At 72.5% G+C, this 20,668-nt stretch carries 20 protein-coding genes, 3 tRNA genes and 1 pseudogene; 11 read left to right on the forward strand and 13 right to left on the reverse strand.

Annotation, left to right across the window (positions count from 1 at the left end; translation table 11 throughout):
* The first annotated feature begins 77 nt into the window (after positions 1 to 77).
* Positions 78 to 1,229, forward strand: a complete 1,152-nt coding sequence (locus I3F58_RS14130; protein ID WP_374207967.1) for an RNA polymerase sigma factor — start codon at positions 78 to 80, stop codon at positions 1,227 to 1,229.
* A gap of 10 nt (positions 1,230 to 1,239) precedes the next feature.
* Here I3F58_RS14130 and I3F58_RS14135 read toward each other — a convergent pair whose 3' ends face one another.
* The 5 genes from I3F58_RS14135 to I3F58_RS14155 form a co-directional block, all read right to left on the reverse strand.
* A complete protein-coding gene (locus tag I3F58_RS14135; protein WP_240108784.1) occupies positions 1,240 to 1,473 on the reverse strand; it encodes a hypothetical protein in 234 nt (77 codons plus the stop codon).
* Between the two features lie 32 nt (positions 1,474 to 1,505).
* Positions 1,506 to 3,440 carry an ABC transporter ATP-binding protein gene (locus tag I3F58_RS14140; RefSeq protein ID WP_240108786.1) on the reverse strand — a complete coding sequence of 645 codons (1,935 nt, stop codon included), beginning with the start codon at positions 3,438 to 3,440 and terminating at the stop codon, positions 1,506 to 1,508.
* Positions 3,440 to 5,173, reverse strand: coding sequence for an ABC transporter ATP-binding protein (locus tag I3F58_RS14145; protein WP_240108788.1), 1,734 nt, complete (start codon positions 5,171 to 5,173; stop codon positions 3,440 to 3,442). The genes I3F58_RS14140 and I3F58_RS14145 overlap by 1 nt, the downstream gene beginning before the upstream one ends.
* Before the next feature lie 102 nt (positions 5,174 to 5,275).
* Complete coding sequence (locus I3F58_RS14150) at positions 5,276 to 6,715, reverse strand: FGGY family carbohydrate kinase (RefSeq protein WP_240108789.1); 1,440 nt, start codon at positions 6,713 to 6,715, stop codon at positions 5,276 to 5,278.
* A gap of 70 nt (positions 6,716 to 6,785) precedes the next feature.
* Positions 6,786 to 7,085, reverse strand: coding sequence for a YtxH domain-containing protein (locus I3F58_RS14155; protein WP_240108791.1), 300 nt, complete (start codon positions 7,083 to 7,085; stop codon positions 6,786 to 6,788).
* Between the two features lie 146 nt (positions 7,086 to 7,231).
* Between I3F58_RS14155 and I3F58_RS14160 the strand changes: the two genes are divergently transcribed.
* The 3 genes from I3F58_RS14160 to I3F58_RS14170 all read left to right on the forward strand — a co-directional run bounded on the left by I3F58_RS14160 (position 7,232) and on the right by I3F58_RS14170 (position 7,645).
* A tRNA-Asn gene (locus tag I3F58_RS14160) sits at positions 7,232 to 7,304 on the forward strand.
* Between the two features lie 5 nt (positions 7,305 to 7,309).
* Positions 7,310 to 7,382, forward strand: a tRNA-Asn gene (locus tag I3F58_RS14165).
* 189 nt (positions 7,383 to 7,571) lie between these two features.
* A tRNA-Ile gene (locus tag I3F58_RS14170) sits at positions 7,572 to 7,645 on the forward strand.
* Positions 7,646 to 7,827: 182 nt separating this feature from the next.
* On the opposite strand, the gene I3F58_RS14175 is transcribed toward I3F58_RS14170, so the two are convergent.
* Entirely contained in the window at positions 7,828 to 8,244 is a 417-nt protein-coding gene (locus tag I3F58_RS14175; protein ID WP_240108792.1) for an organic hydroperoxide resistance protein, read from the reverse strand.
* A gap of 138 nt (positions 8,245 to 8,382) precedes the next feature.
* Here I3F58_RS14175 and I3F58_RS14180 point away from each other — a divergent pair, with 138 nt between their 5' ends.
* The gene (locus tag I3F58_RS14180) at positions 8,383 to 8,865 is read left to right on the forward strand and encodes a MarR family winged helix-turn-helix transcriptional regulator (RefSeq protein WP_240108794.1); all 483 of its coding nucleotides are present in this window, start codon (positions 8,383 to 8,385) and stop codon (positions 8,863 to 8,865) included.
* 72 nt (positions 8,866 to 8,937) lie between these two features.
* Here the strand turns inward: I3F58_RS14180 and I3F58_RS14185 are convergent, their stop codons facing one another.
* The 3 genes from I3F58_RS14185 to I3F58_RS14195 form a co-directional block, all read right to left on the reverse strand.
* Positions 8,938 to 10,293, reverse strand: a complete 1,356-nt coding sequence (locus I3F58_RS14185; RefSeq protein WP_240108796.1) for a carboxyl transferase domain-containing protein — start codon at positions 10,291 to 10,293, stop codon at positions 8,938 to 8,940.
* On the reverse strand, positions 10,286 to 11,758 hold the full coding sequence (locus I3F58_RS14190) for an acyl-CoA synthetase (RefSeq protein WP_240108798.1): 1,473 nt from the start codon (positions 11,756 to 11,758) through the stop codon (positions 10,286 to 10,288). Before I3F58_RS14190 ends, I3F58_RS14185 begins: the two co-directional genes overlap by 8 nt.
* A 720-nt stretch (positions 11,759 to 12,478) precedes the next feature.
* A complete protein-coding gene (locus I3F58_RS14195; RefSeq protein ID WP_240108800.1) occupies positions 12,479 to 13,522 on the reverse strand; it encodes a rod shape-determining protein in 1,044 nt (347 codons plus the stop codon).
* A gap of 192 nt (positions 13,523 to 13,714) precedes the next feature.
* Here I3F58_RS14195 and I3F58_RS14200 point away from each other — a divergent pair, with 192 nt between their 5' ends.
* Positions 13,715 to 13,963, forward strand: a complete 249-nt coding sequence (locus I3F58_RS14200; protein WP_240108801.1) for an SCO4226 family nickel-binding protein — start codon at positions 13,715 to 13,717, stop codon at positions 13,961 to 13,963.
* A 31-nt stretch (positions 13,964 to 13,994) separates the two neighbouring features.
* On the opposite strand, the gene I3F58_RS14205 is transcribed toward I3F58_RS14200, so the two are convergent.
* A complete protein-coding gene (locus I3F58_RS14205; protein ID WP_240108802.1) occupies positions 13,995 to 14,600 on the reverse strand; it encodes a hypothetical protein in 606 nt (201 codons plus the stop codon).
* Positions 14,601 to 15,062: 462 nt separating this feature from the next.
* Here I3F58_RS14205 and I3F58_RS14210 point away from each other — a divergent pair, with 462 nt between their 5' ends.
* Positions 15,063 to 15,791 (forward strand): hypothetical protein, encoded by a 729-nt coding sequence (locus tag I3F58_RS14210; RefSeq protein ID WP_240108804.1) that lies wholly within the window; start codon positions 15,063 to 15,065, stop codon positions 15,789 to 15,791.
* Positions 15,792 to 15,797: 6 nt separating this feature from the next.
* Here I3F58_RS14210 and I3F58_RS14215 read toward each other — a convergent pair whose 3' ends face one another.
* Positions 15,798 to 16,238 (reverse strand): MarR family winged helix-turn-helix transcriptional regulator, encoded by a 441-nt coding sequence (locus I3F58_RS14215; RefSeq protein ID WP_240108806.1) that lies wholly within the window; start codon positions 16,236 to 16,238, stop codon positions 15,798 to 15,800.
* Between the two features lie 142 nt (positions 16,239 to 16,380).
* Between I3F58_RS14215 and I3F58_RS14220 the strand changes: the two genes are divergently transcribed.
* From I3F58_RS14220 to I3F58_RS14230, 3 genes are all read left to right on the forward strand, one after another.
* Positions 16,381 to 17,412 (forward strand): NADP-dependent oxidoreductase, encoded by a 1,032-nt coding sequence (locus I3F58_RS14220; protein WP_240108808.1) that lies wholly within the window; start codon positions 16,381 to 16,383, stop codon positions 17,410 to 17,412.
* A 63-nt stretch (positions 17,413 to 17,475) separates the two neighbouring features.
* A complete protein-coding gene (locus tag I3F58_RS14225) occupies positions 17,476 to 17,898 on the forward strand; it encodes an organic hydroperoxide resistance protein (RefSeq protein WP_240108810.1) in 423 nt (140 codons plus the stop codon).
* A 98-nt stretch (positions 17,899 to 17,996) separates the two neighbouring features.
* The gene (locus tag I3F58_RS14230) at positions 17,997 to 18,791 is read left to right on the forward strand and encodes an EI24 domain-containing protein (protein WP_240108812.1); all 795 of its coding nucleotides are present in this window, start codon (positions 17,997 to 17,999) and stop codon (positions 18,789 to 18,791) included.
* Here I3F58_RS14230 and I3F58_RS14235 read toward each other — a convergent pair.
* Together I3F58_RS14235 and I3F58_RS14240 are read right to left on the reverse strand one after the other, a co-directional pair.
* Entirely contained in the window at positions 18,788 to 19,531 is a 744-nt protein-coding gene (locus I3F58_RS14235; RefSeq protein WP_240108814.1) for a carbon-nitrogen hydrolase family protein, read from the reverse strand. The genes I3F58_RS14230 and I3F58_RS14235 overlap by 4 nt on opposite strands.
* A gap of 57 nt (positions 19,532 to 19,588) precedes the next feature.
* Positions 19,589 to 20,194 (reverse strand): TetR/AcrR family transcriptional regulator, encoded by a 606-nt coding sequence (locus tag I3F58_RS14240; RefSeq protein ID WP_240108816.1) that lies wholly within the window; start codon positions 20,192 to 20,194, stop codon positions 19,589 to 19,591.
* 159 nt (positions 20,195 to 20,353) lie between these two features.
* Between I3F58_RS14240 and I3F58_RS14245 the strand changes: the two are divergent.
* Positions 20,354 to 20,602: pseudogene (locus I3F58_RS14245) on the forward strand (hypothetical protein); the annotation flags it as partial.
* Positions 20,603 to 20,668 lie beyond the last annotated feature (66 nt).

A 20,668-nucleotide genomic window follows, 5' to 3' on the forward strand; every position in this document is an offset into this window, starting at 1 on the left:
ACCCTCGTGGCGGTGATGTGTCGTACCCCACACTGGTGGGCGGTGCTTCAGACCACCGCCCCCAGGAGGTCGCCCCCGTGCAGACCCGGACCCTGAGCCCCGCGGCCGTCGCCATGCCGGAGCAACCCGAAGCGGAACCGCAGCCCGAGGGCATACCGGACGTCCTGGACCTGTCCCCGGAAGCTCGCGAACCCCGTGCGCCCCGAGAGACCTGGGAACCCCACGAATCGCGGGAGCCTCACCGGCACCGCGAGTCGCGCGAGCCCCGTGAGCCCCGCGTCGCGGCGGCCGGAGGCACGGGCCCCGGCCCCGGAACCGGCCCCTCCTCGGACCTGTTCCGGCAGTATCTGCGCGAGATCGGCCGCATCCCGCTCCTCACCGCGGCCGAGGAGGTCGAGCTGGCCCGCCGGGTGGAGGCCGGGCTCTTCGCGGAGGAGAAGCTGACCCGCACCCCCGACCTGGACTCCCGGCTCGCCGGCGACCTGGACACACTCGTCGTGCGGGGCCGCATGGCCAAGCGCCGCCTCATCGAGGCCAACCTCCGCCTCGTCGTCTCCGTCGCCAAGCGGTACGTCGGCCGCGGGCTGACCATGCTGGACCTGGTCCAGGAGGGCAACCTGGGCCTCATCCGGGCCGTCGAGAAGTTCGACTACGCCCGCGGCTACAAGTTCTCCACGTACGCGACCTGGTGGATCCGTCAGGCCATGTCCCGTGCCCTCGCGGACCAGGCCCGCACCATCCGCGTCCCGGTCCATGTCGTCGAACTCATCAACCGGGTCGTCCGCATCCAGCGGCGGCTGCTCCAGGAACGCGGCCAGGAACCCACCACCGAGGAGGTCGCTGCCCTGCTCGGGCTGTCACCCGAGCGTGTCAGGGAGGTGCTGCGGCTCGCCCAGGAACCGGTGTCCCTGCACACACCGGTGGGCGAGGAGGAGGACGTCGCCCTCGGCGACCTCATCGAGGACGGCGATGCGACGTCCCCGGTCGAGTCCGCCGCCTTCCTCCTCCTCCGCGAGCATCTGGAGGCCGTGCTCTCCACGCTCGGTGAGCGGGAGCGCAAGGTCGTCCAGCTCCGCTACGGCCTGATCGACGGTCGGCCCCGCACCCTGGAGGAGATCGGTCACCTCTTCGGCGTGACACGCGAACGCATCCGCCAGATCGAGTCCAAGACCCTCGGCAAGCTACGGGACCACGCCTTCGCGGAACAGCTGCGCGGCTACCTGGACTGAGCGGAACCGCTCAGCGCCCGGAATCCTCCTTCGTACCGTCCCGCCCGCGGTACATCAGCCCGAACACGGCGCCGATGCCGGCGCCGAGCGCGACACCCACGGGTATGTTCCCCAGCGCCACTCCCAACGCGGTCCCGATGCCCGTGCCCGAGCACATCCCCAGCGCGAAGTACGACGCGGACGCGTCCGCCGTCCGGCCGGAGCCGTCCGTGTGCCCCTCGTCTCCCGTATCGCCGGTCATCATGTCCCCCATTTCCTGTCACTCGGTCGTGCCCATCAGTCGACCTGGGCCACCGCCTGCGCGAACTGCGCCCGGTAGAGCCGGGCGTACGCGCCCCGTGCCGCCAGCAGCTCGGTGTGCGTGCCCTGTTCGACTATGGAGCCGTTCTCCATCACCAGGATCACATCCGCGTCCCGGACCGTGGAGAGCCGGTGCGCGATGACGAAGCTGGTACGGCCGTGGGCGAGCTGTGCCATGGCCTTCTGGATCAGCACCTCCGTGCGGGTGTCGACGGAGCTGGTCGCCTCGTCCAGGACCAGGATCACCGGGTCGGACAGGAACGCCCGCGCGATGGTGATCAGCTGCTTCTCGCCCGCGCTGACGCCCGCGCCGTCGTCGTCGATGACCGTGTCGTACCCGTCGGGCAGCGTGCGGATGAACCGGTCGGCGTGCGCCGCCCTGGCCGCCGCCTCGATCTCCTCGCGGGGCACCTCGCGGCCGTCGGTCGCGCCGTACGCGATGTTCTCCGCGATGGTGCCGCCGAACAGCCAGGTGTCCTGGAGGACCATGCCGATCGAGGACCGCAGCTCCTCGCGGGACATCCGCGCCACATCCGTCCCGTCGAGCAGGATCCGGCCGTCCGTCACCTCGTAGAACCGCATCAGAAGATTCACCAGGGTCGTCTTGCCCGCGCCCGTCGGACCGACGATGGCGACCGTCTGACCCGGCTCCACCTCCAGCGACAGGTCTTCGATCAGCGGCCTGTCCGGCTCGTAGCGGAACGCGACCTTCTCCAGGGACACCGCTCCCCGCACCTCTGCGGGACGCTCCAGCGCCGGGGAGTCCGGCTGCTCGTCCGCGTCGAGCAGTTCGAAGACCCGCTCGGCGGACGCCACCCCGGACTGCACCAGGTTCGCCATCGACGCGATCTGCGTCAGCGGCATGGAGAACTGACGCGAGTACTGGATGAACGCCTGCACATCACCGATCGACAGCGTGCCGGACGCCACCCGCAGGCCACCGACGACCGCCACCAGCACGTAGTTGATGTTCGACACGAAGAACATCAGCGGCTGCATCAGTCCGCTGTTGAACTGCGCCCGGAAACCCGCCTCGTACAGCGCCTCGTTGTGCTCGGCGAACTCGGCCGCCGCCTCCCGCTGCCGGCCGAACACCTTCACCAGCGTGTGCCCGGTGAACATCTCCTCCACATGGCCGCTGACCTTGCCGGTCGCCTGCCACTGCGCCACGAACTGCGGCTGCGACCGCTTGCCGATCCGAGTCGCCACGACCACCGACAACGGCACCGTCACCAGCGCCACCAGCGCCAGCAGCGGCGAGATCCAGAACATCATCGCCAGGACGCCCACGACGGACAGCACCGAGTTGATCAGCTGACCCATCGTCTGCTGCATTGTCTGGCCGATGTTGTCGATGTCGTTCGTCGTCCGGCTCAGCACCTCACCACGCTTGGCCTGGTCGAAGTACGACAGCGGCAGCCGCTCCAGCTTGGCCTGCACGTCCGCCCGCAGCCGACGCACCGTGCGGTTGATCACCAGGACCGACATCCGCGTCGACACCAGCATCAGCAGCCCGGCCGCCACGTACACCGCGAGCACCAGCAGCAGGATGTCCCGCACGGCTGTGAAGTCGATGCCCGTCCCGGGGACGAAGTCCACCGCGCCCAGCATGTCCGCCAGACCGTCGTCGCCCCGCGCCCGCAGGGCCTCCAGGGCCTGCTCCCTCGTCCCGCCCCCGGACATCTGCCGTCCGATGACACCGGCGAACACCAGGTCCGTGGCTCTGCCGAGGATCATCGGCCCCACCACCGACAGCGCGACACTCGCCACAACGGCCAGCACCATCACCCACAGTGTGGCCTTCTCCGGTGCCAGCTGGCGCACCAGCCGCTTGCCGGAGCCCTTGAAGTCCATGGACCGCTGGTCCGGGCCGCCGCCGGCCATCATCATCCGTCCGCCAGGACCGGCCATCACACAGCCTCCGCTTCGGTCAGCTGGGAGAGCACGATCTCCCGGTACGTGTCATTGGTCTCCATCAGCTCGTGATGGCGTCCCTTCCCCACGACCCGGCCCTCGTCGAGGACCACGATGCGGTCGGCGTCCCGGATGGTCGCCACCCGCTGAGCCACGATCACCACCGTGGCCTCGGCCGTCTCCCGGGCCAGCGCCGCACGCAGCAGCGCGTCAGTCTCGTAGTCGAGTGCCGAGAACGAGTCGTCGAACAGATAGATCTCCGGCCGTTGCACCAGGGTCCGCGCGATCGCGAGCCGCTGCCGCTGACCACCCGAGACGTTCGTACCGCCCTGTGCGACCGGCGCGTTCAGCCCCGCCTCCAGGCCCCGGACGAAGTCGGCCGCCTGGGCCACCTCCAGGGCGTGCCACAGCTCCTCGTCGGTCGCGTCGGGCCGCCCGTACCGCAGGTTCGTCGCCACCGTCCCCGAGAACAGATACGGCCGCTGCGGGACCAGGCCGACCGTCCTGGCCACCAGATCGGGATCGAGCCGCCGCACATCCACGCCGTTGACCAGGACCTCGCCGCCCGTCGCGTCGAACAGCCGAGGCACCAGGCCGAGCAGTGTCGACTTGCCGCTGCCCGTCGACCCGATGACCGCCGTGGTCTCCCCGGGCCGCGCCACCAGGTCCACCGCCCGCAGCACCGGTTCCTCGGCACCCGGGTAGCGGAACTCCGCCTCCCGTATCTCCAGGTGCCCGTGCCGGGACAGCTCCCGCACCGGCTCGACCGGTGGCAGCACGCTCCCCTCGGTCCGCAGCACGTCCTCGATCCGCTCGGCGCACACCTCTGCGCGCGGCACCATCATGAACATGAACGTGGCCATCATCACGGCCATCACGATCTGCATCAGATAGGCGAGGAACGCCGTCAGCGCGCCGATCTGCATCGCGCCGCTGTCGATCCGGTGCGCACCGAACCACACGACCGCCACGCTGGAGATGTTCACCACGGTCATCACCGTGGGCATCATCAGCGCCATCAGCCGCCCGGCACCCATCGACACGTCGGTCAGCCGGTCGTTGGCGCCCTTGAAGCGCGCCCGCTCATAGCCGTCCCGGACGAAGGCGCGGATCACACGGTTGCCGGTGATCTGCTCGCGCAGTACCCGGTTCACCTCGTCGAGCCGGTCCTGCATCGACCGGAACAGCGGGCGCATCCGGCGCACGATCAGCGACACGCAGATCCCGAGCACCGGTACCACCGCCAGCAGCACCCCGGACAGCGGCACGTCCAGTCCGAGCGCCAGCACGATCCCGCCGACGCACATGATCGGTGCCGACACCAGCAGCGTGAACGACATGAGCACCAGCATCTGCACCTGCTGGACGTCGTTCGTGGTGCGGGTGATCAGCGACGGCGCCCCGAACTGGCCGACCTCGCGCGCGGAGAACGACTGGACCCGCGCGTAGAGCGCCGCCCGTATGTCGCGCCCGAGCGCGGCGGCGGTCCGGGCCCCGAAGTAGACGGCCCCCACGTTCCCGGCGACCTGGAGCACCGACACGGCGATCATCAGTGCGCCGAACCGCAGGATGTAACCGGTGTCACCTCTCACGACACCGTTGTCGATGATGTCGGCGTTCAGCGTCGGCAGATACAGCGTCGCGCAGGTCTGCACCAGCTGAAGCGCCACCAGCAAGGCAATGGGCCGTTTGTACGGCCCGAGATGGATGCGAAGGAGTTGAAGGAGCACGACCCCCACTATCGCCCTTGCCCCGGAGCGTGACGAACACGTTTTCCACAGGGAGCGGCAGAAGTCGTATGAACCGCCTGCGACGTCATCGGGCGAGGGTGTCTACGCCCCGAACGCCCCCGGGTGGATCTGGTCGCGGGTCGCCGTGTACTGCTGACGCACCGCCTGCCCCACCGCGCCCTCCTCGCCCGGCTCGAAGACCTGCGCCGCCGCTCCCTGCCATCCCGGCGGCGACTGCGGCGACAGCGATCCGTGCGCCGCGCCCAGTGCCCACGCCGCCTGCCGGGCCGCGCCCAGCGCCGCGTAGTCCGCCGGCTGCGGTACGACGACCTGCGCGCCGAAGATCGCGGGTGCCGCCGCCTGCACCGCGGGCAGTCCGGCCGCCGCGCCCAGCAGGAACACCCGCCGCACCGCCACCCCCCGCCCGCGCAGCACGTCCATCGCGTCGGCCAGCGAGCACAGCATCCCCTCGAACGCCGCCCGCGCCAGGTGCTCCGGCTTCATCGACTCGCGCCGCAGCCCGCTCAGCGTCCCCGCCGTGTGCGGCAGCGACGGTGTCCGCTCACCCTCCAGATACGGCAGCAGCACCAGCCCCGAGGCGCCGGGCGTCGACTTCAGCGCCAGCGCGGACAGCTCCTCCAGGCCTGCCACGCCCAGCATCTCCGCCGTACCGCGCAGCGCCCGCACCGCGTTCGCCGTGTGCACGACCGGCAGATGCATGCCCGTCGCGTCCGCCAGCGACGTGATCAGCCCTGACGGGTCCGCCAGCGCCTCGTGGTGCACCGCCATCACCGAACCGGAGGCCCCCAGCGACACCACCGCGTCCCCGATGCCCAGCCCCAGGCCGAACGCCGCCGCCATCGTCTCCCCGGTACCCGCCGAGATCAGCAGTCCCTCCGGGGTCACCCCCGCGGTGTCGGCCGGCCCCAGCACGTCCGGCAGTACCGCCTGGTGCCCCAGTGCCAGCTCGACCAGATCCGGCCGGTACGCGCCGGTCGCCGCCGACCAGTAGCCCGTACCGGACGCGCCGCCGCGGTCGGTGGTGCGCCGTGCCGGGCGGCCCAGCAGCTGCCACACCAACCAGTCGTGTGCCTGGAGCACCCCGGCCACCCGCTGTGCCGCCTCCGGCTCGGTCCGGGCCAGCCAGCGCAGTTTCGCCACCGGCTGCGCCGCCTGCGGGACACAGCCCACTGCCTCCGCCCACGCCTGACGGCCCCCCAGCGCCTCGACCAGATCCGCCGCCGCGACCTGCGCCCGCCGGTCGTTGCCCACCAGTGCGGCCCGCACCGGGGCTCCCTCGTGGTCCAACGGCACGACGCAGTGCTGCTGCGCGGACACTCCGATCGCCTGAACGCCCTCCAGCAGCCCACCGGTGGCGGCTTCACCGAGCGAGAGCAGCCAGGCCTGCGGATCCACCTCGGTGGCCTTCGGCTCGACGGCGTGCGCGGCGTAGCCATGACGCAGCACGGCGCCCGTGTCCGCGTCGCAGACGACGATGCGCGTGAAACCCGACGAACTGTCCAACCCGGCGACTATCCCCATGAAGGAGATTCTGCCGCACCCGCCCCGGCTCGCCGCCCTCTCGAACCCCCGGGAGTTCTCGGCGGGCGCCTCAGGTGTTGCTCGTGCCCCAGTCGTCCTCGGCGGGCTGGTTGCGGTCGCGCAGCGCGCGCACCCGCTCGGCCACCGGCTCCGGCATCCGGTCGCCGACCTTCTCGCTCACCACGTGGTACGCCCGGCCCGCCACCTCGCGGCCGGTCTGCGCGGCCGTCTCGGCGGCGTTGCGCACGGCGGGGTTCTCGGCGAGCCGTCGCGCGGACTTCGCCATCTTCTCGTAGCGCTCCCGCCCCGCCTTGGTCCCCAGGACGTATCCGATGGCCAGTCCCACGACGAACGTGAGCTTGTACCGCATGGCTGCCACCCTTCCCATAGGTGTCGGTGCGGGCCAGGGGGATACCGATTGGCGGAGCACCCCCCTGCTTGCGCTAATGTATGTGTCGCAGCGAGCGAGCGCCGCCCGGGACGCCCCGGGTGAGTACGTTCGGTGCAACACAGCAGTCCTCCGTAGCTCAATTGGCAGAGCAGCCGGCTGTTAACCGGCAGGTTACTGGTTCGAGTCCAGTCGGAGGAGCGCGGTCCCCTGTAGCTCAATTGGCAGAGCATTCGGCTGTTAACCGGAGGGTTGCTGGTTCGAGTCCAGCCGGGGGAGCGGTGAAAGAGAGAGGACCCTCCCGGGTCCTCTCTCTTTGTGTTTTCACTTCTCCTGGCCGCTCCGGAACCGTACGGGGGGCAGCGGCAGTCCTTCAGGGCGTGCGTTGCCGACCAGCCGGAGCAGGAGATCGTATGAGCGGCTATGCTGCGGCAGACGGCGCGCACAAATGTGCGCGACGCGCCGCGAGGGGCGGTAGCTCAGCCGGTTAGAGCAGCGGACTCATAATCCGTCGGCCGTGGGTTCGAGTCCCACCCGCCCCACCGTGAGCCGCAGGTGAAGAATCGATGTCACCTGCGGCTTCGGTGTTTTCGGGGCCCCTGGGAGGGGGGGTGGGGAACGGCCCTTCCCGCCAGGTGCGCGAAGGGCCGGGTACGGCAGAGTGGGTGATCACCCCGGCGGAGTAACGGCGTGTCGTCCGACCCGCGTTGCCGTGTGGTGAGGCTCACTCGACGACGATCCGGACGTCGATGTTGCCGCGGGTGGCCTTGGAGTACGGGCAGTACGCGTGGGTCTTCTCCAGCAGCTCGCGGCCCGGCTCGCCCTGGAGGTGGTCCGGGAGCTCGGCGCGCAGGACGACCGCGAGGCCGAAGCCGCCCTCGGTCTCGTCCTTGCCGATGCCGACCTCGGCGGTGATCGACACGTCCTTGACGTCGATCTTGTCCTGGCGGGCGATCGAGTTCATCGCGCTGGCGAAGCAGGCCGCGTAGCCGGCGGCGAACAGCTGCTCCGGGTTGGTGCCCTGGCCGCTGCCGCCGAGGGCCTTCGGGAGGCCCAGCGGCAGGTCGATCTGGCCGTCGGAGCTGACGGCGCGGCCCTCGCGGCCGTTGGCGGTGGCGACGGCGGTGTACAGGGCGTTCATGGAGTTCCGTCCTTCTCTCTTGACGCGCCCCGCGGTGCTCGGGGCGGTGTGGTCCGACGTCTTTTGTAGCGCACTATTCAGTTGTGCACAACTTAATTGGGTGAGGTTGTTTGAGGGCGGCGGCGTTAGCCTGGAGCCATGAAGACGCCCGGCACCCTGAAGGACGAGGAGATCCTCCGCCTCGACCACCAGATCTGCTTCTCCCTGCACGCCGCCACCCGCGCTTTCAACGGCGTGTACCGGGTGGCGCTCAAGGAGCTGGGGCTGACCTACCCCCAGTACCTGGTGATGCTGGTGCTGTGGGAGCACGGCGAGCTGCCCGTGAAGCGCATCGGTGAGCTGCTGCGTCTGGACTCCGGCACTCTGTCGCCGCTGCTCAAGCGGCTGGAGGCGGGCGGATACGTGGAGCGGCAGCGCAGTCCCGAGGACGAGCGGTCCGTCACCGTACGCCCCACCGCCGAGGGCGCGGACCTGCGCGAGCGGGCCGCCCGGCTGCCCCGCCGGATGGCCGAGGTGACCGGCCTGTCCCTGGAGGAGATCCGCGACCTCCGCGCACGCCTCAACACCCTGACCGCGGCCCTGGACGCGGCGGTGCCGGAAGCGGAGGGCGCGAGCGGGTGAGGGCGTCCGGCCGCACCGCGTCCGGAGCGCGGCGGCGGGGGACCGGCCCTGGGGGCGCGGAGTGACCGGGCGTCACACGATGCCCCGTACCACCCCCAGGTCCACCAGGTCCTGCGGGCGCAGGCGTAGTTGCTCCGCCGTGCGCGGGGCGTCCTCCGGGGGGCGCTTCAATATGGCCGCGGCCAGCTCGGGGGCGATCACCGAGAAGTAGCTGTCCGGCGTGGCCCAGGTGTTGTCCGGGGCCGCCAGCGCCAGCGCGCCGCCCGAGCCGCCCTCGCCCACGACCAGTGTCGTCACCGGCACCCGCGCCCCGGCCAGCGCCGCGAACGCCTCCGCGATGGCCGGTCCCGCACCCGTGCGCTCAGCCTCCGCGTCGTTCGCGGCGCCCGGCGTGTCGATCAGCGTCAGCACCGGCAGGCCCAGCCGGTCCGCGAGCCGGATCACCCGCGCCGCCGCCCTGTACCCGGCCGGGCGTGTCGCCGTCCCGTACTGCGCCACGTACGCGACCCCGTACCCGTCGCGCAGCCCCACCCCGCACCGCAAGCCCGGATCCGTACCCCCGCAGCGGTCACCGCCCAGCGCCAGCCGCCGCGAGAAGTACGCGTCCAGATACGCCTTCGCGCGCGGGCGCCCGGGGTCCCTCGCCCGCAGCACCGCCTCCCAGCCCGACCCCGGCAGGTCCCCGGAGCCGTAGGCGCTCAGCCCGCTCGGCGGCGGCACCGGACCCGCGGCCGGGCGGGACAGGGCCGTCAGCCACAGCCCCAGCACCGTCCGCAGCTCCGCGGGCCGCACCACCGCGTCCACCTGCCCCGCCGCGAGCTGCCCCTCCGCCATGTAGGCAGCCGGGTCCGCGTCCGCGGGGCGCACCCGTGACCCGGCGAAGCCGATCTGCGCGCCCGGCAGCGCCAGCAGCACGTCCGCGCCCGCGCCCACGGTCGCCCAGCCGCCGCCGGTCGCCGGGTCCCGCAGCACCGTCACGTGCGGGACGCCCGCCTCACGCAGCAGCACCGTCTCCCGAGCCACCCGCTGCAGCTGGGTGAGCGCCACCATGCCCTCCTGCATCCGGCTGCCGCCCGTCGCCACCAGCGACACCAGCGGGACACCCCGCGCCCGCGCCAGCCGGTACGCCGCGCAGATCCGGTCCCCGGTGCCCCTGCTCAGCGAACCGCCGAGGAAGCCGAACTCGAAGGCCAGCAGCGCGCACGGCAGTCCGGCGACCTCGGCCTCCCCGAACACGACGGACTCGTCCTCGCCGGTCCGTTCCGCCGCGCGGGCCCGGGCCGCGCCGTACCCCTCCCAGCCGAGCGGGCCGTCCGGTCCCCCGGCGGGCGGGGCAGGAGGCGGCCGGTGCTCGGTGAACGCCTCCGCGACCAGAGCGATCGCCTGGCGGGCCGTCAACCGGCCTGTGAGGCCGTGCCGCTCAGTCATGGAGAGCCTGCTCACGGAGGTCCCGCTTCATCACCTTGCCCATGTCGTTGCGGGGCAGCGCGTCCAGCTGACGGACCACCCGGGGCCGCTTGTGCGGGGCGAGCTGGGCGGCGACGTGGTCGGCCAGGTCCTGGACGGACGGGGGAGCGGCCGGGTCCGCCGGGACCACCCACGCCACGATCCGCTCGCCCAGGTCCGCGTCCGGTTCCCCGGTCACCGCCGCCTCCCGCACCCCCGGGTGGTCCAGCAGCACGTTCTCGATCTCCCCGGCGCCGATCTTGTAGCCCCCGCTCTTGATCAGATCCGTCGCCCGTCGCCCCACGAGCCGTACGGAGCCGTCCGCCTCCCGCACCGCCATGTCCCCGGTCCGGAACCAGCCCCCGTCGAAGGAGCCTGCCGTCGCGTCAGGGCGGTTCAGGTACTCCGTGAACAGGTTCGGGCCACGCACCTGCACCTCCCCGATGGTCTCGCCGTCGTACGAGGCGACCGGCGCCCCGTCGTCATGGACCAGCCGCAGCTCCACCCCCGGCAGCGGTGTCCCGACCGATCCGGGCCGCTCCGGCTCTGCGCCCGGGCGCACGCTGGTCAGCATGAGGGTCTCGGTCATGCCGTACCGCTCGACGACCCGCCGCCCGGTCGCCGCTGTGATCCGCTCGTGGTCCGGCAGCGGCAGCGCCGCCGAGCCGGAGACCAGCAGCCGCGCCCCGGCCAGCGCCTTCACCAAACCGCGGTCGCCGTCCAGCGCCTCAGCGATCCGGTGGTACATGGTCGGTACGCCGAACAGCATCGTCCCGCCGGCCGCCAGCTCAGCCGCCACGCCGTCGGTGGAGAAGCCGCCCAGGTGGCGGACGCTGCCGCCGCGGCGCAGCGGGCCGAGCACGCCGAGTACCAGTCCGTGCACGTGGAAGAGCGGCAGGGCGTGCACAAGCACGTCGTCGGCGGTCCACGCCCAGGCCTCCGCGAGCGCGTCGAGCGACGCGGCGAGGGCTCGGCGGGGGAGGACCGCGCCCTTCGGAGGGCCGGTGGTGCCGGAGGTGTAGATGACGAGCGCCGGCGTCTCGGGGCCGGGCTCGGGCCTGTCGTCGGCGGGGGCCGAGGCGGGTCGGATCTCCACGTCGACGCGGGGGACACCGGCCAGCGGCGGGGGCAGCGGCTCGCCGGGTGCGGCGAGCACCAGGCCGGGGGCGCTGTCGCGGACGATGTGGGTCAGCTCCCGCTCGCCGGTCCTCGGGTTGAGCGGTACGGCGGCGGTCCCGGCGCGCAGGGCGGCGACCACCGCGACGGCCGTCTCCGGCGTGGGCGTCGCCCACACGGCGATCCGGTCGGTGCCCGCCAGCCGGGGCGTCAGCGCAGCCGCCGCTGCGCGGAGTTCACCGTACGAGAGCGGGGGCCGTCCGCCGAACCGCAGGGCGGGCCGCGGATCGCCGTCCGGTCCGGTGTCCAGGGCCGGGAAGAGCACACTCACGGGTCGTCGTCCTCCTCGTCGCGCTGCACGGGGCTGTGCGTGGCCCCATGGTCGCAGCCCCGTAGCAGCCCGAGGCCCCCGTGAGGGCGTGACCGTCCTCACCGGGGCCCGCGGGTTTACGGCGGCCGGGTCCCGGGCTCAGCGCCTGAGGCGGAACCTCGCCGGCGAGGCCGCCGCGCCGTTCGGCTCGGCCGGGGTGACGGTCACCTGGCCGCCGGACCCGCCGGTGACGGCACACGTCCTGCCGGTCTCCAGGCCGACGGCCTCCTCGTCGCCCGTGCAGGCGGGGCTGCCGCTGCCTTCGAGACGTACCGTGCAGGCCAGCGGGAAGCCGCTCTCCTCCAGGAACGTGATCCGGATGAGCGGGAGACCCCTCTCGGCACCGTCGACGTGTGTGGAGTGCTCCGGCGGCGCCGTGTAGGCCAGGGACAGCGAGGAGGCCCCGAAGTCCCCTCAGGCTGCCGGCTCGTCGGAGAGGACGGCCTCCAGTACCTCCGCGTTCTCGTCACCGGTGACGCTGTGGACGGCGGCCCGCGGTGTGCGGAAGGCGACCTTCCTCGGAACCACGGGATCGCCTCCGTGAACGGGGCCCGGGAGAAGGACATGACGCCTGCCTGCGCGCGGTCTTCATGCGCATCTGCGTGGAGCGGTGCGCGGGGACCCCGCAGGAGGCCCGTCCGAGGAGCCCGTTCATCCGGCTTGCGGAGGCGCGCCCGGCCTTCAGCCGGCGTCGGCCAGCGGGTCGAGAGCCAGCGAGGAGGTACGGCCTTCGAGCATCTCGCCGAGCCCCAGCACCGCACAGACGTCCGGCCGCTCCGCGATCCGCACCGGCATCCCGGTCGCGTCGCGCATCATCTGGTCCAGCCCCGGCAGCCGGGCGCTGCCGCCGACCATGGTGATGCCGCGGTCGGCCAGGTCCGCCACCAGATCGGGCGGACAGTCACGCAGCACCTTCCCCATGCCGTCGAGCACGGCGGTCAGCGGGGTGTGGATGGCCCGCCGCACGGCCGCCGTGTCCACCAGCACCGAGCGGGCCAGGCCCGTCGCCACGTCCCGGCCGTGGATCTCCGTGGCGGCCGGCCCCTGCGGTGTGAGGCCGTTTCCGTGCAGGGCCAGCTGCAGGGGCCGTACGGACTGGCTGGGCAGCATCAGTTCGTGCTGGTGGCGCAGATACTGGATGACCGCGTGGTCGATGGCGTCGCCGCCGACCGGGACGCGCTCGGCGGTCACGATGGAGCCCAGTGACAACACGGCGACCTGCGTGGTCGCCGCCCCGCACACCATGATCATGCTGGCGGTCGGCTGGTCCACCGGCAGCCCGCAGCCGACGGCCGCCGCGATCAGCGTGTCGACCAGTTCGACCCGGCGTGCCCCGAGCCCGACGAGCGTCTCGACCGTGGCGCGCTGGGCGAGCGGGTCGCTGTCGTGGGGGGTGCAGGCGGCGGCGCGCAGCATCGGCTTGCGGCGGAGCTGGCGTCGGAGTTTCTCCCCGAGCAGATGGCGCAGCATCCGCTGGGCCATCTCGATGTCGACGACGGACCCGCCGGACACGGGACGTACGACCCGGATGTAGTCGGGTGTGCGGCCGGTCATCTTCTCCGCGAAGTCCCCGACCGCGATCAGCGCCCCGGTGTGGGTGTTCACGGCGGCGACGCTCGGTTCGTCGACGACCAGACCGGCTCCTTTGACGAAGACACGGGTTCTGGCGGCCCCGAGGTCGACGGCGACATGGCAGCGGCGCAACTGATCGAGACTGACGGTCATGGCGGATCCTCCCGAGAGCGGTACCTGTCTGCATCGTGCGGTCCGCCGGAGTGCCGCGCGCGCTGAGCTGCGCCGCATGGGCGTACGGAGCTGACGGTGCGCCAGGTGGGTGCGCCGTGCGCGGTGGGGGAATCGGGAGGACGATGTGGAGTGAGGGGACAGCTGAAGAACCGGACCGGAGGTGCGGATGCCATGGGTACGTTTATGGATGTCCACCACGGGATGAAGGGCATCACCGCTGATCAGCTGCGTGCGGCCCACCAGGCGGACCTCGCCAACGAGAAGGCCGAGGGGGTCCACTTCGAGAGGGCCTGGGCGGACCCGGCGGAAGGAGTCGTGTACTGCCTGTCGACCGGCCCGTCTGCCGGCGCCGTGCAGCGCGTCCATGAGAAGTCCGGGCACCTGGCGGACGAGATCCACGAGGTGCCGCTCGCGGTGTGATCCGATCGGCGGATGAGCTGATCGGGAGTGATCACGGAGTGAAGGGGAGTGGACCCGCCGGCTGTCCACCGGGCGGGTCCACCAGCCGTTGGAGCAGCCCCCAGGTGAACTCGGCCACGAGGGCCTCGCCGCCCGGGAGCACGACCGCCAGCCGGGTCCGGGTCGGCGCGTCGGCCGGCAGCGGCCGCGCGGGCGCGAAGGCGCGGGCCGCCTCTTCGACGGTGCACGACCAGGGGCGCAGATCCGCTGCGGTACGAAGCGGGGGCGCGGGCACGCCAGGCGCCCGTACGAGCCACTCGTTCCACACCGCCCTGCCCCCGGGCGCGGTCACCACCTCGAACCGCAGGTCCGGCCAGAGCGGCAGCCGCCACATCAGGGCCTCGCACTCCAGGTCACCGATGGTGCGGGCCGCGCGGTGCCCGGGTTCGCCCAGGACCGAGCGGTAACGGGCGAGGGCACCCCGGGCCCTGGGCGAGCGCACCATGGCCTGCCAGTGCCGGTTGGCCTCCCGCATGTCCGTGGCGGACGCGCCCAGGGCGCGGCGGGCGTCCTCCACCAGTCCGGGCTGGTGGTCGGCCATGCGGCGCAGCAGGACGAGCTGGAACTCGCGCGGGCCGAAGGGTGCGGAGGGGGTCATACCGCCATCCTGCCCGCCCGTGCGCGGCCACCGGCACAAGATCCTCACATCGCCTCCAGGCCCCGGCGGCCGTATGCCGCTTAATCTGCGGGCGCCATGGATTACTGCCATCAGTGCCGGCGGCACCTCAACGGTGCCCTGGCCTGCGCCGGGTGCGGTACCCCTGCCGACCGGATCCGGCGCGACGCCCCCCACACAGCCCCCCACAGCATCGAGCACATCCCCCAGAACGCCCAACACCTCCCCGACCCCCACACCCCTGTACCCGCCGTTCCCCAGGTGCCGGACCCGGGCCGGCCCCACACTCCGGCCCCCTGCACCACCGGCGCCGATGCCGCAGGCATCCGGAGCGCCGGTGCGTACGGCGCCGGTTCCCGGGCCGCAGGATTTCGCGGCGCCGCCGGTCCGGCCGACCCGCACCCACGCGTACCCGGGCCTCGCGAGGCCGGGCCCCGGGCGACCGTGCCTGAGCCCGGGTCCCTGTCCGAGCCGGACCACGTCGTCGAGCTGAGCCGCCACGAGGACGAGGCGCCGTCCGCGGCCACGCCCGCGACCGCCCGTCGCCGCGGGGGCACCCAGGGCGGCGGCCGGGGATCCGCGCGGGCGGCGGGCCGCAGGGCGCGCAGACGGCGGGGCCGCAAGGCGGTGCTGGGTGCCGGGGGGCTCGTACTGGTGCTGGGAGCGTTCGGCCTGGCCCGGCTCGCGGTGGATCAGCTGTCCGAGGGGAAGGACGGGAGGGGTGAGGCCTCCGCCGTGCGTGAGGAGGACGGCCCGGCCGACCCCGACCCGCTGCCCGGGCCCCCGGAGGCCCCGGAGGCGGTGACGGAGTCCGCCACGGCTCCCGAGCCGTCCGCCAGCGCGTCTCCGACCGGTGGCCGCGGCGGCTACAGCGGTGGCACCGCCTCCGCGGCATCGGCGGCGCCGGGATCCACCTCTGCCGCGGGGAGCGGCGGGCCCGGTGCCCCGTCGCCCGCGCGGCCGGTCACATCGTCCCCGTCCGTGGCCCCGCCGTCGTCCCCGGACCCGAGCGAGCAGGCTCCCAGCGCTACGCCGGGGCCTTCGGGCTCCGCGTCGGACGATGCCTCGCCGTCGGCGGGGGTCACCGTGCCGGGAGTCACGCCCAGTGCGTCACCGGAGCCCGACCCGTCCCCCTCCGAGACGTGCACGCAGTGGCTCTGGTGGTGTATCTGACCCGGCTCAGGCCCCGCCGCCCACCATGCGGCGCAGCAGGTCGCGGAGCAGGGTGCGCTCGGTGACCGAGAGCCCGGCCAGCGGCTCCCGCGCGAAGTCCAGTGCGTCCCGCAGCCGCCGGGCCGTGGTGCGGCCCTCCTCCGTGGGCGCGGCCAGTTTCACCCGGCGGTCCGCCGGGTCCGGACGCCGCTCCACCAGGCCGCGGGCCTCCAGCCGGTCGACTATTCCGGTGATGTTGGACGGCTCGCAGCGCAGCTTCTGCGCGATCTGCCGCATGGGCAGGGGCTGCAAGGCGAGCAGGCTCAGCACCCGCGCCTGGGCACCGGTCAGCGCGTGCTGCGCGGCGGCCTGCTCGTACTCCTCGTGGTAGCGGGCCACGACCGAACCGATCAGGTCCACGACCTCGAGGGTGAGCGGGTCCGTGCGGGGGGTGCTGGAGCTGGCCATGCACACCAGCCTACCCCGTTACTTGACAGCATGAAATATCGATGGGCATGGTTGTTTCAGTATCTGAAGCATCCAGATGCTGAAACAACCAGGAACTGAAGCATCCGGTGCCGAGGCAACCGGCTTCCGTAGGAGGAACCTCATGTCCGCGTCCCCCGAGTCGCTTCCCCGCACCAGCCGGGAGTGGCACCTCGTCGCCCGCCCGAACGGCTGGCCCACGCCCGAGGACTTCGCCCTGCGCGAGGCTCCGGTCGCCGCGCCCGGCGAGGGCCGGATCCTCGTCCGCAACCTGCACTTCTCGGTGGACCCGTACATGCGCGGCCGGATGAACGACGTGAAGTCCTACATCGCGCCCTTCCAGCTCGACCGGCCCATGGACGGCGGCGCGGTCGGTGAGGTCATCGCCTCCGGCGCCGAGGGCTTCCAGGTCGGCGACCAGGTGCTGCACGGCCTGGGCTGGCGGGAGTACGCGGACGTGGACGCCCGGCAGGCGACCAAGGTCGACGGGTCCCTCGCCCCGCTCAGCGCCTACCTGGGCGTGCTCGGCATGCCCGGCCTGACCGCCTACGCCGGCCTCTTCGAGACCGCGTCCTTCAAGGAGGGCGACGCGGTCTTCGTCTCCGGCGCGGCCGGTGCCGTCGGCAGTCAGGTCGGCCAGATGGCCAAGCTGAAGGGCGCCTCCCGGGTCGTCGGCTCGGCCGGTTCCGACGAGAAGGTCCGCCTGCTGGTGGAGGAGTACGGCTTCGACGCCGCCTTCAACTACAAGAACGGCCCCGTGGCCGAGCAGCTGAAGGCCGCCGCGCCCGACGGCATCGACGTGTACTTCGACAACGTCGGCGGCGAGCACCTGGAGGCCGCGATCTCCCGGCTCAACGTGCACGGCCGCGTCACTCTCTGCGGCGCGATCGCCCAGTACAACGACACCGAGCCGCCCGCCGGCCCGCGCAACCTCGCTCTGGCCATCGGCAAGCGGCTGCGTCTCCAGGGCATCCTGGTCGGTGATCACTACGGCCTTCAGCAGCAGTTCGTGGAGGAGGTCGCCGGCTGGCTGCGCACCGGGCGGCTCACCTTCAACGAGACGGTCGTCAAGGGCATGGAGAACGGCACCGACGCCTTCCTCGGACTTCTGCGCGGCGAGAACACCGGCAAGATGATCGTCTCGCTGACCCGCTAGGCTCCTTCCAGGCCGTCGCGATCGTGGGCGCGAGTCGCGGCGCATCACAGGAGGAACCGCTACATGTCCATACAGCAGTCCGACGTCCTGTACACCGCTGTCGCCACCGCCGAGAACGGGCGGGACGGCCGGGTGGCCACGGACGACGGGGCGCTCGACGTGGTCGTCAACCCGCCCAGGGCGATGGGCGGCTCCGGCAGCGGCACCAACCCGGAGCAGCTGTTCGCCGCCGGGTTCAGCGCCTGCTTCCAGGGCGCCCTCGGTGTCGTCGCCCGCCAGGAGAACGCCGACATCTCCGGCTCCACGGTGACCGCCGAGGTCGGCATCGGCAAGAACGACGACGGCTTCGGGCTCATCGTGAAGATCTCCGCGGCCATCCCGAACGTGGACGCGGTGGCCGCCAAGGAGCTGATCGAGAAGGCCCACCAGGTCTGCCCGTACTCCAAGGCGACCCGCGGCAACATCACGGTCGACCTCGCGGTCTGACCGGCCGCGCCGCCGCAGCCGGGGCCCTGAGCCGGGCCGGGGCCGTACTCCGCGGACGTGGGTGCGGTCCCCGGCCGGGCCTCGCTAGGGTGAGCTCCATGGGTGATCTTGCCAAGGGCTTCGGCTATCTGATGCAGGGACAGCGGTGGGTGGCCCGGCGTGGCCGCTGGTATGGGTTCGGCCTGCTGCCGGCCCTCGTCACGCTCGTCCTGTACGCGGGCGCCCTCGTCGGGCTCGCATACGGAGCCGACGACCTGGCGGCCTGGGCGACGCCGCTCGCGGACGACTGGACGTCACCCTGGCAGGGGCTCTTCCGCGGATTCCTGACCGCGCTGGTCTTCGCCCTCGGGTTGTTCCTCGCCGTGGTCACGTTCACCGCGGTGACGCTGCTCATCGGCCAGCCCTTCTACGAGTCCCTGTCCGAGGAGGTCGACCGGACCGAGGGCGGCGAGGTGCCCGAGTCCGGGCTGCCGCTGTGGCGGGAGCTGTGGATCTCCGCCGTCGACAGCCTTCGCATCCTGGCCCGGGTCGCGCTGTTCGGGATCCTGCTGTTCGCCCTCGGGTTCGTCCCCGTGGCCGGGCAGACCGTCGTCCCGGTGATCGGGTTCTGTGTGTCCGGATTCTTCCTGGCGGAGGAGCTGACCGCCGTCGCCCTCCAGCGCCGCCGCCTCCGGCTGAAGGAACGGCTGGAACTCCTGCGCGGCCGACGCCTGCTGACCCTGGGCTTCGGCGTACCGCTGGCACTCGCCTTCCTGGTGCCGTTCGCCGCTGTCCTCCTCATGCCCGGGGCGGTGGCGGGTGCCACGCTGCTCGCACGTGAGCTGGCCCCGGTTGCCGGGACACCGGACGAGACCGCCGAGGCACCGGGGCCGTACAGCCTGCACAAGAACTAGGCAGACGGCCGGGCCTGCAGAGGCAGTTCCGCGCGGACGAGGCCCGGCGCGGCGGCGTCCGCCTCCGCCAGCGGCATTCCGTCGGGCCCCCATACGGCGCTGCGCCCGCATCCCGTCCACGGGCCTGCCGGGCCCACGTGGTTCGCGAGCACCACGTACAGCCCGTTGTCCCGGGCGATCGCCGGATACGTCTCCGCCCGCTCCCGCACCCCGTCGCCGGTGCCGTACAGCGCACTCGCCAGGTACACGGCGCAGCCGTCCTCCGCGGCGCGCCCGCCCAACTCGGGAAAGTGGTTGTCGAAGCAGGTGGCGAGCGCGAACCGGTGCCCGTCCAGGGTGAACCGCCCGTCACCCTCACCGGCTGTGAACACCTCGCGCTCCGCACCGTGCAGGTGCTGCTTGTCGTAGCGGGCGAGCGTGGAGCCGTCCGGTCCGATGACGTACGAGGTGAGACCCGGAAGCCGCGCATCCGAACGTGCCGGAGGGGCAGCCCCGTTGACGACGGCCGCGGCGCCGGCCGTCCGGCACGCCTCCCGCACCGCATCGAGCCGCGGGTCGCTCTCCCCGACCTGGAGCCCCGGGTCGTGTGCGACGAGCTCCAGCTCGTAGCCGGTCAGCGCCAGCTCCGGGAAGACGACCAGCCGTGCCCCGTCCGCCGCGCGGACGAGTCCGGCCATGGTGCGTACGTTGGCGGCGATGTCGCCGGGGGTGCAGGAGAACTGGGCGGCTGCGACGATCATGTGGCCAGTATGCCTTGCCGGTTCAGCCGGCCGCGCGGGTCCGGACCGGCGGCCCGTTCAGGCCGTCGCGCCGTCCGGGGCGTCAGCCCCCTGCCACCGCAGCAGCCCGAGGAAGTCCCGGAACGCCCCGGGCATGTCCACCGCCTCGGGGTCCAGGAGCCACTGGTACTGGAGGCCGTCCAGGACGGCCGCCAGCAGCGGAGCCGCCGCCTCCGGGGAGAGGCCGCCCGGCAGGCGGTCCCCGAACTCGGCGCGCAGGACGCCCGCGAGGTCCCGGCGTACCTGGGTGTAGCGCCGGGTGAAGAAGTCCCGCGCGGGGTGGTCCTCGGTGACGCTCTCCCCGAGCAGCGCCGAGAAGGTCTGCACGATGCCCGGGCGCATCGCGTTGTAGTCCACCAGGGAGGCCAGCAGGTCCAGCCGCCACCCCTCCCGCCCCGTCGGCCCCGCGCCGCCGGTGTCCCACTGGTCGCGCTCCTCCAGCACCGCGACCAGAAGTGCCTCCTTGCTCGGATAGTGGTGCAGCAGCCCCTGCTGGGTGAGCCCGGCCCGCTCCGCCACCGCCGTCAGCGACGCGCCCCGGTACCCCCGCTCCGCGATCACCTCGAACGCGGCGCGCAGGATGTCCGCGCGCCGTTCCTCGCTCCTGGGTCTGGCAGCCGCCATCCTCCGCACTCCTTCCACATCGGTGTCCCTGTGCGTCAGGACCGTACGGCATCCCCGCCCTCGTGACATCACAAATGCATCACGGTCCCTACCGTTCGCATGGTTCCCGCGTCACGATGGGCGCCGGCTCGCGGCACGCCAACGGGAGGTACGGGGCTCATGGCCACCAACAGGACCGCAGAGGTGATCGAAGCCGCGCTCGGCGCGCTCGACCTGGACACGAAGGCAGGCCTCCTCGTCGGCCAGGACATGTGGACCCTGCCGCCCGTCCCCGCCATCGGCCTGGCCTCTCTCGTCATGTCCGACGGCCCGGTCGGCGTACGCGGCGTGCGCTGGACCCCCGACGACCCGTCCCTCACCCTCCCGTGCCCCACCGCCCTCGCCGCCACCTGGGACCCAGCCCTAGCTGTATTGCCCTGTGAGGTTGGGAACGCGGCTGGCAGGTGGTTGGCCCTTCAGCGCGGTGTGTCCGCG

The organism is Streptomyces sp. MUM 203J (genome assembly GCF_022414595.1).
Classification (GTDB): Bacteria; Actinomycetota; Actinomycetes; order Streptomycetales; family Streptomycetaceae; genus Streptomyces.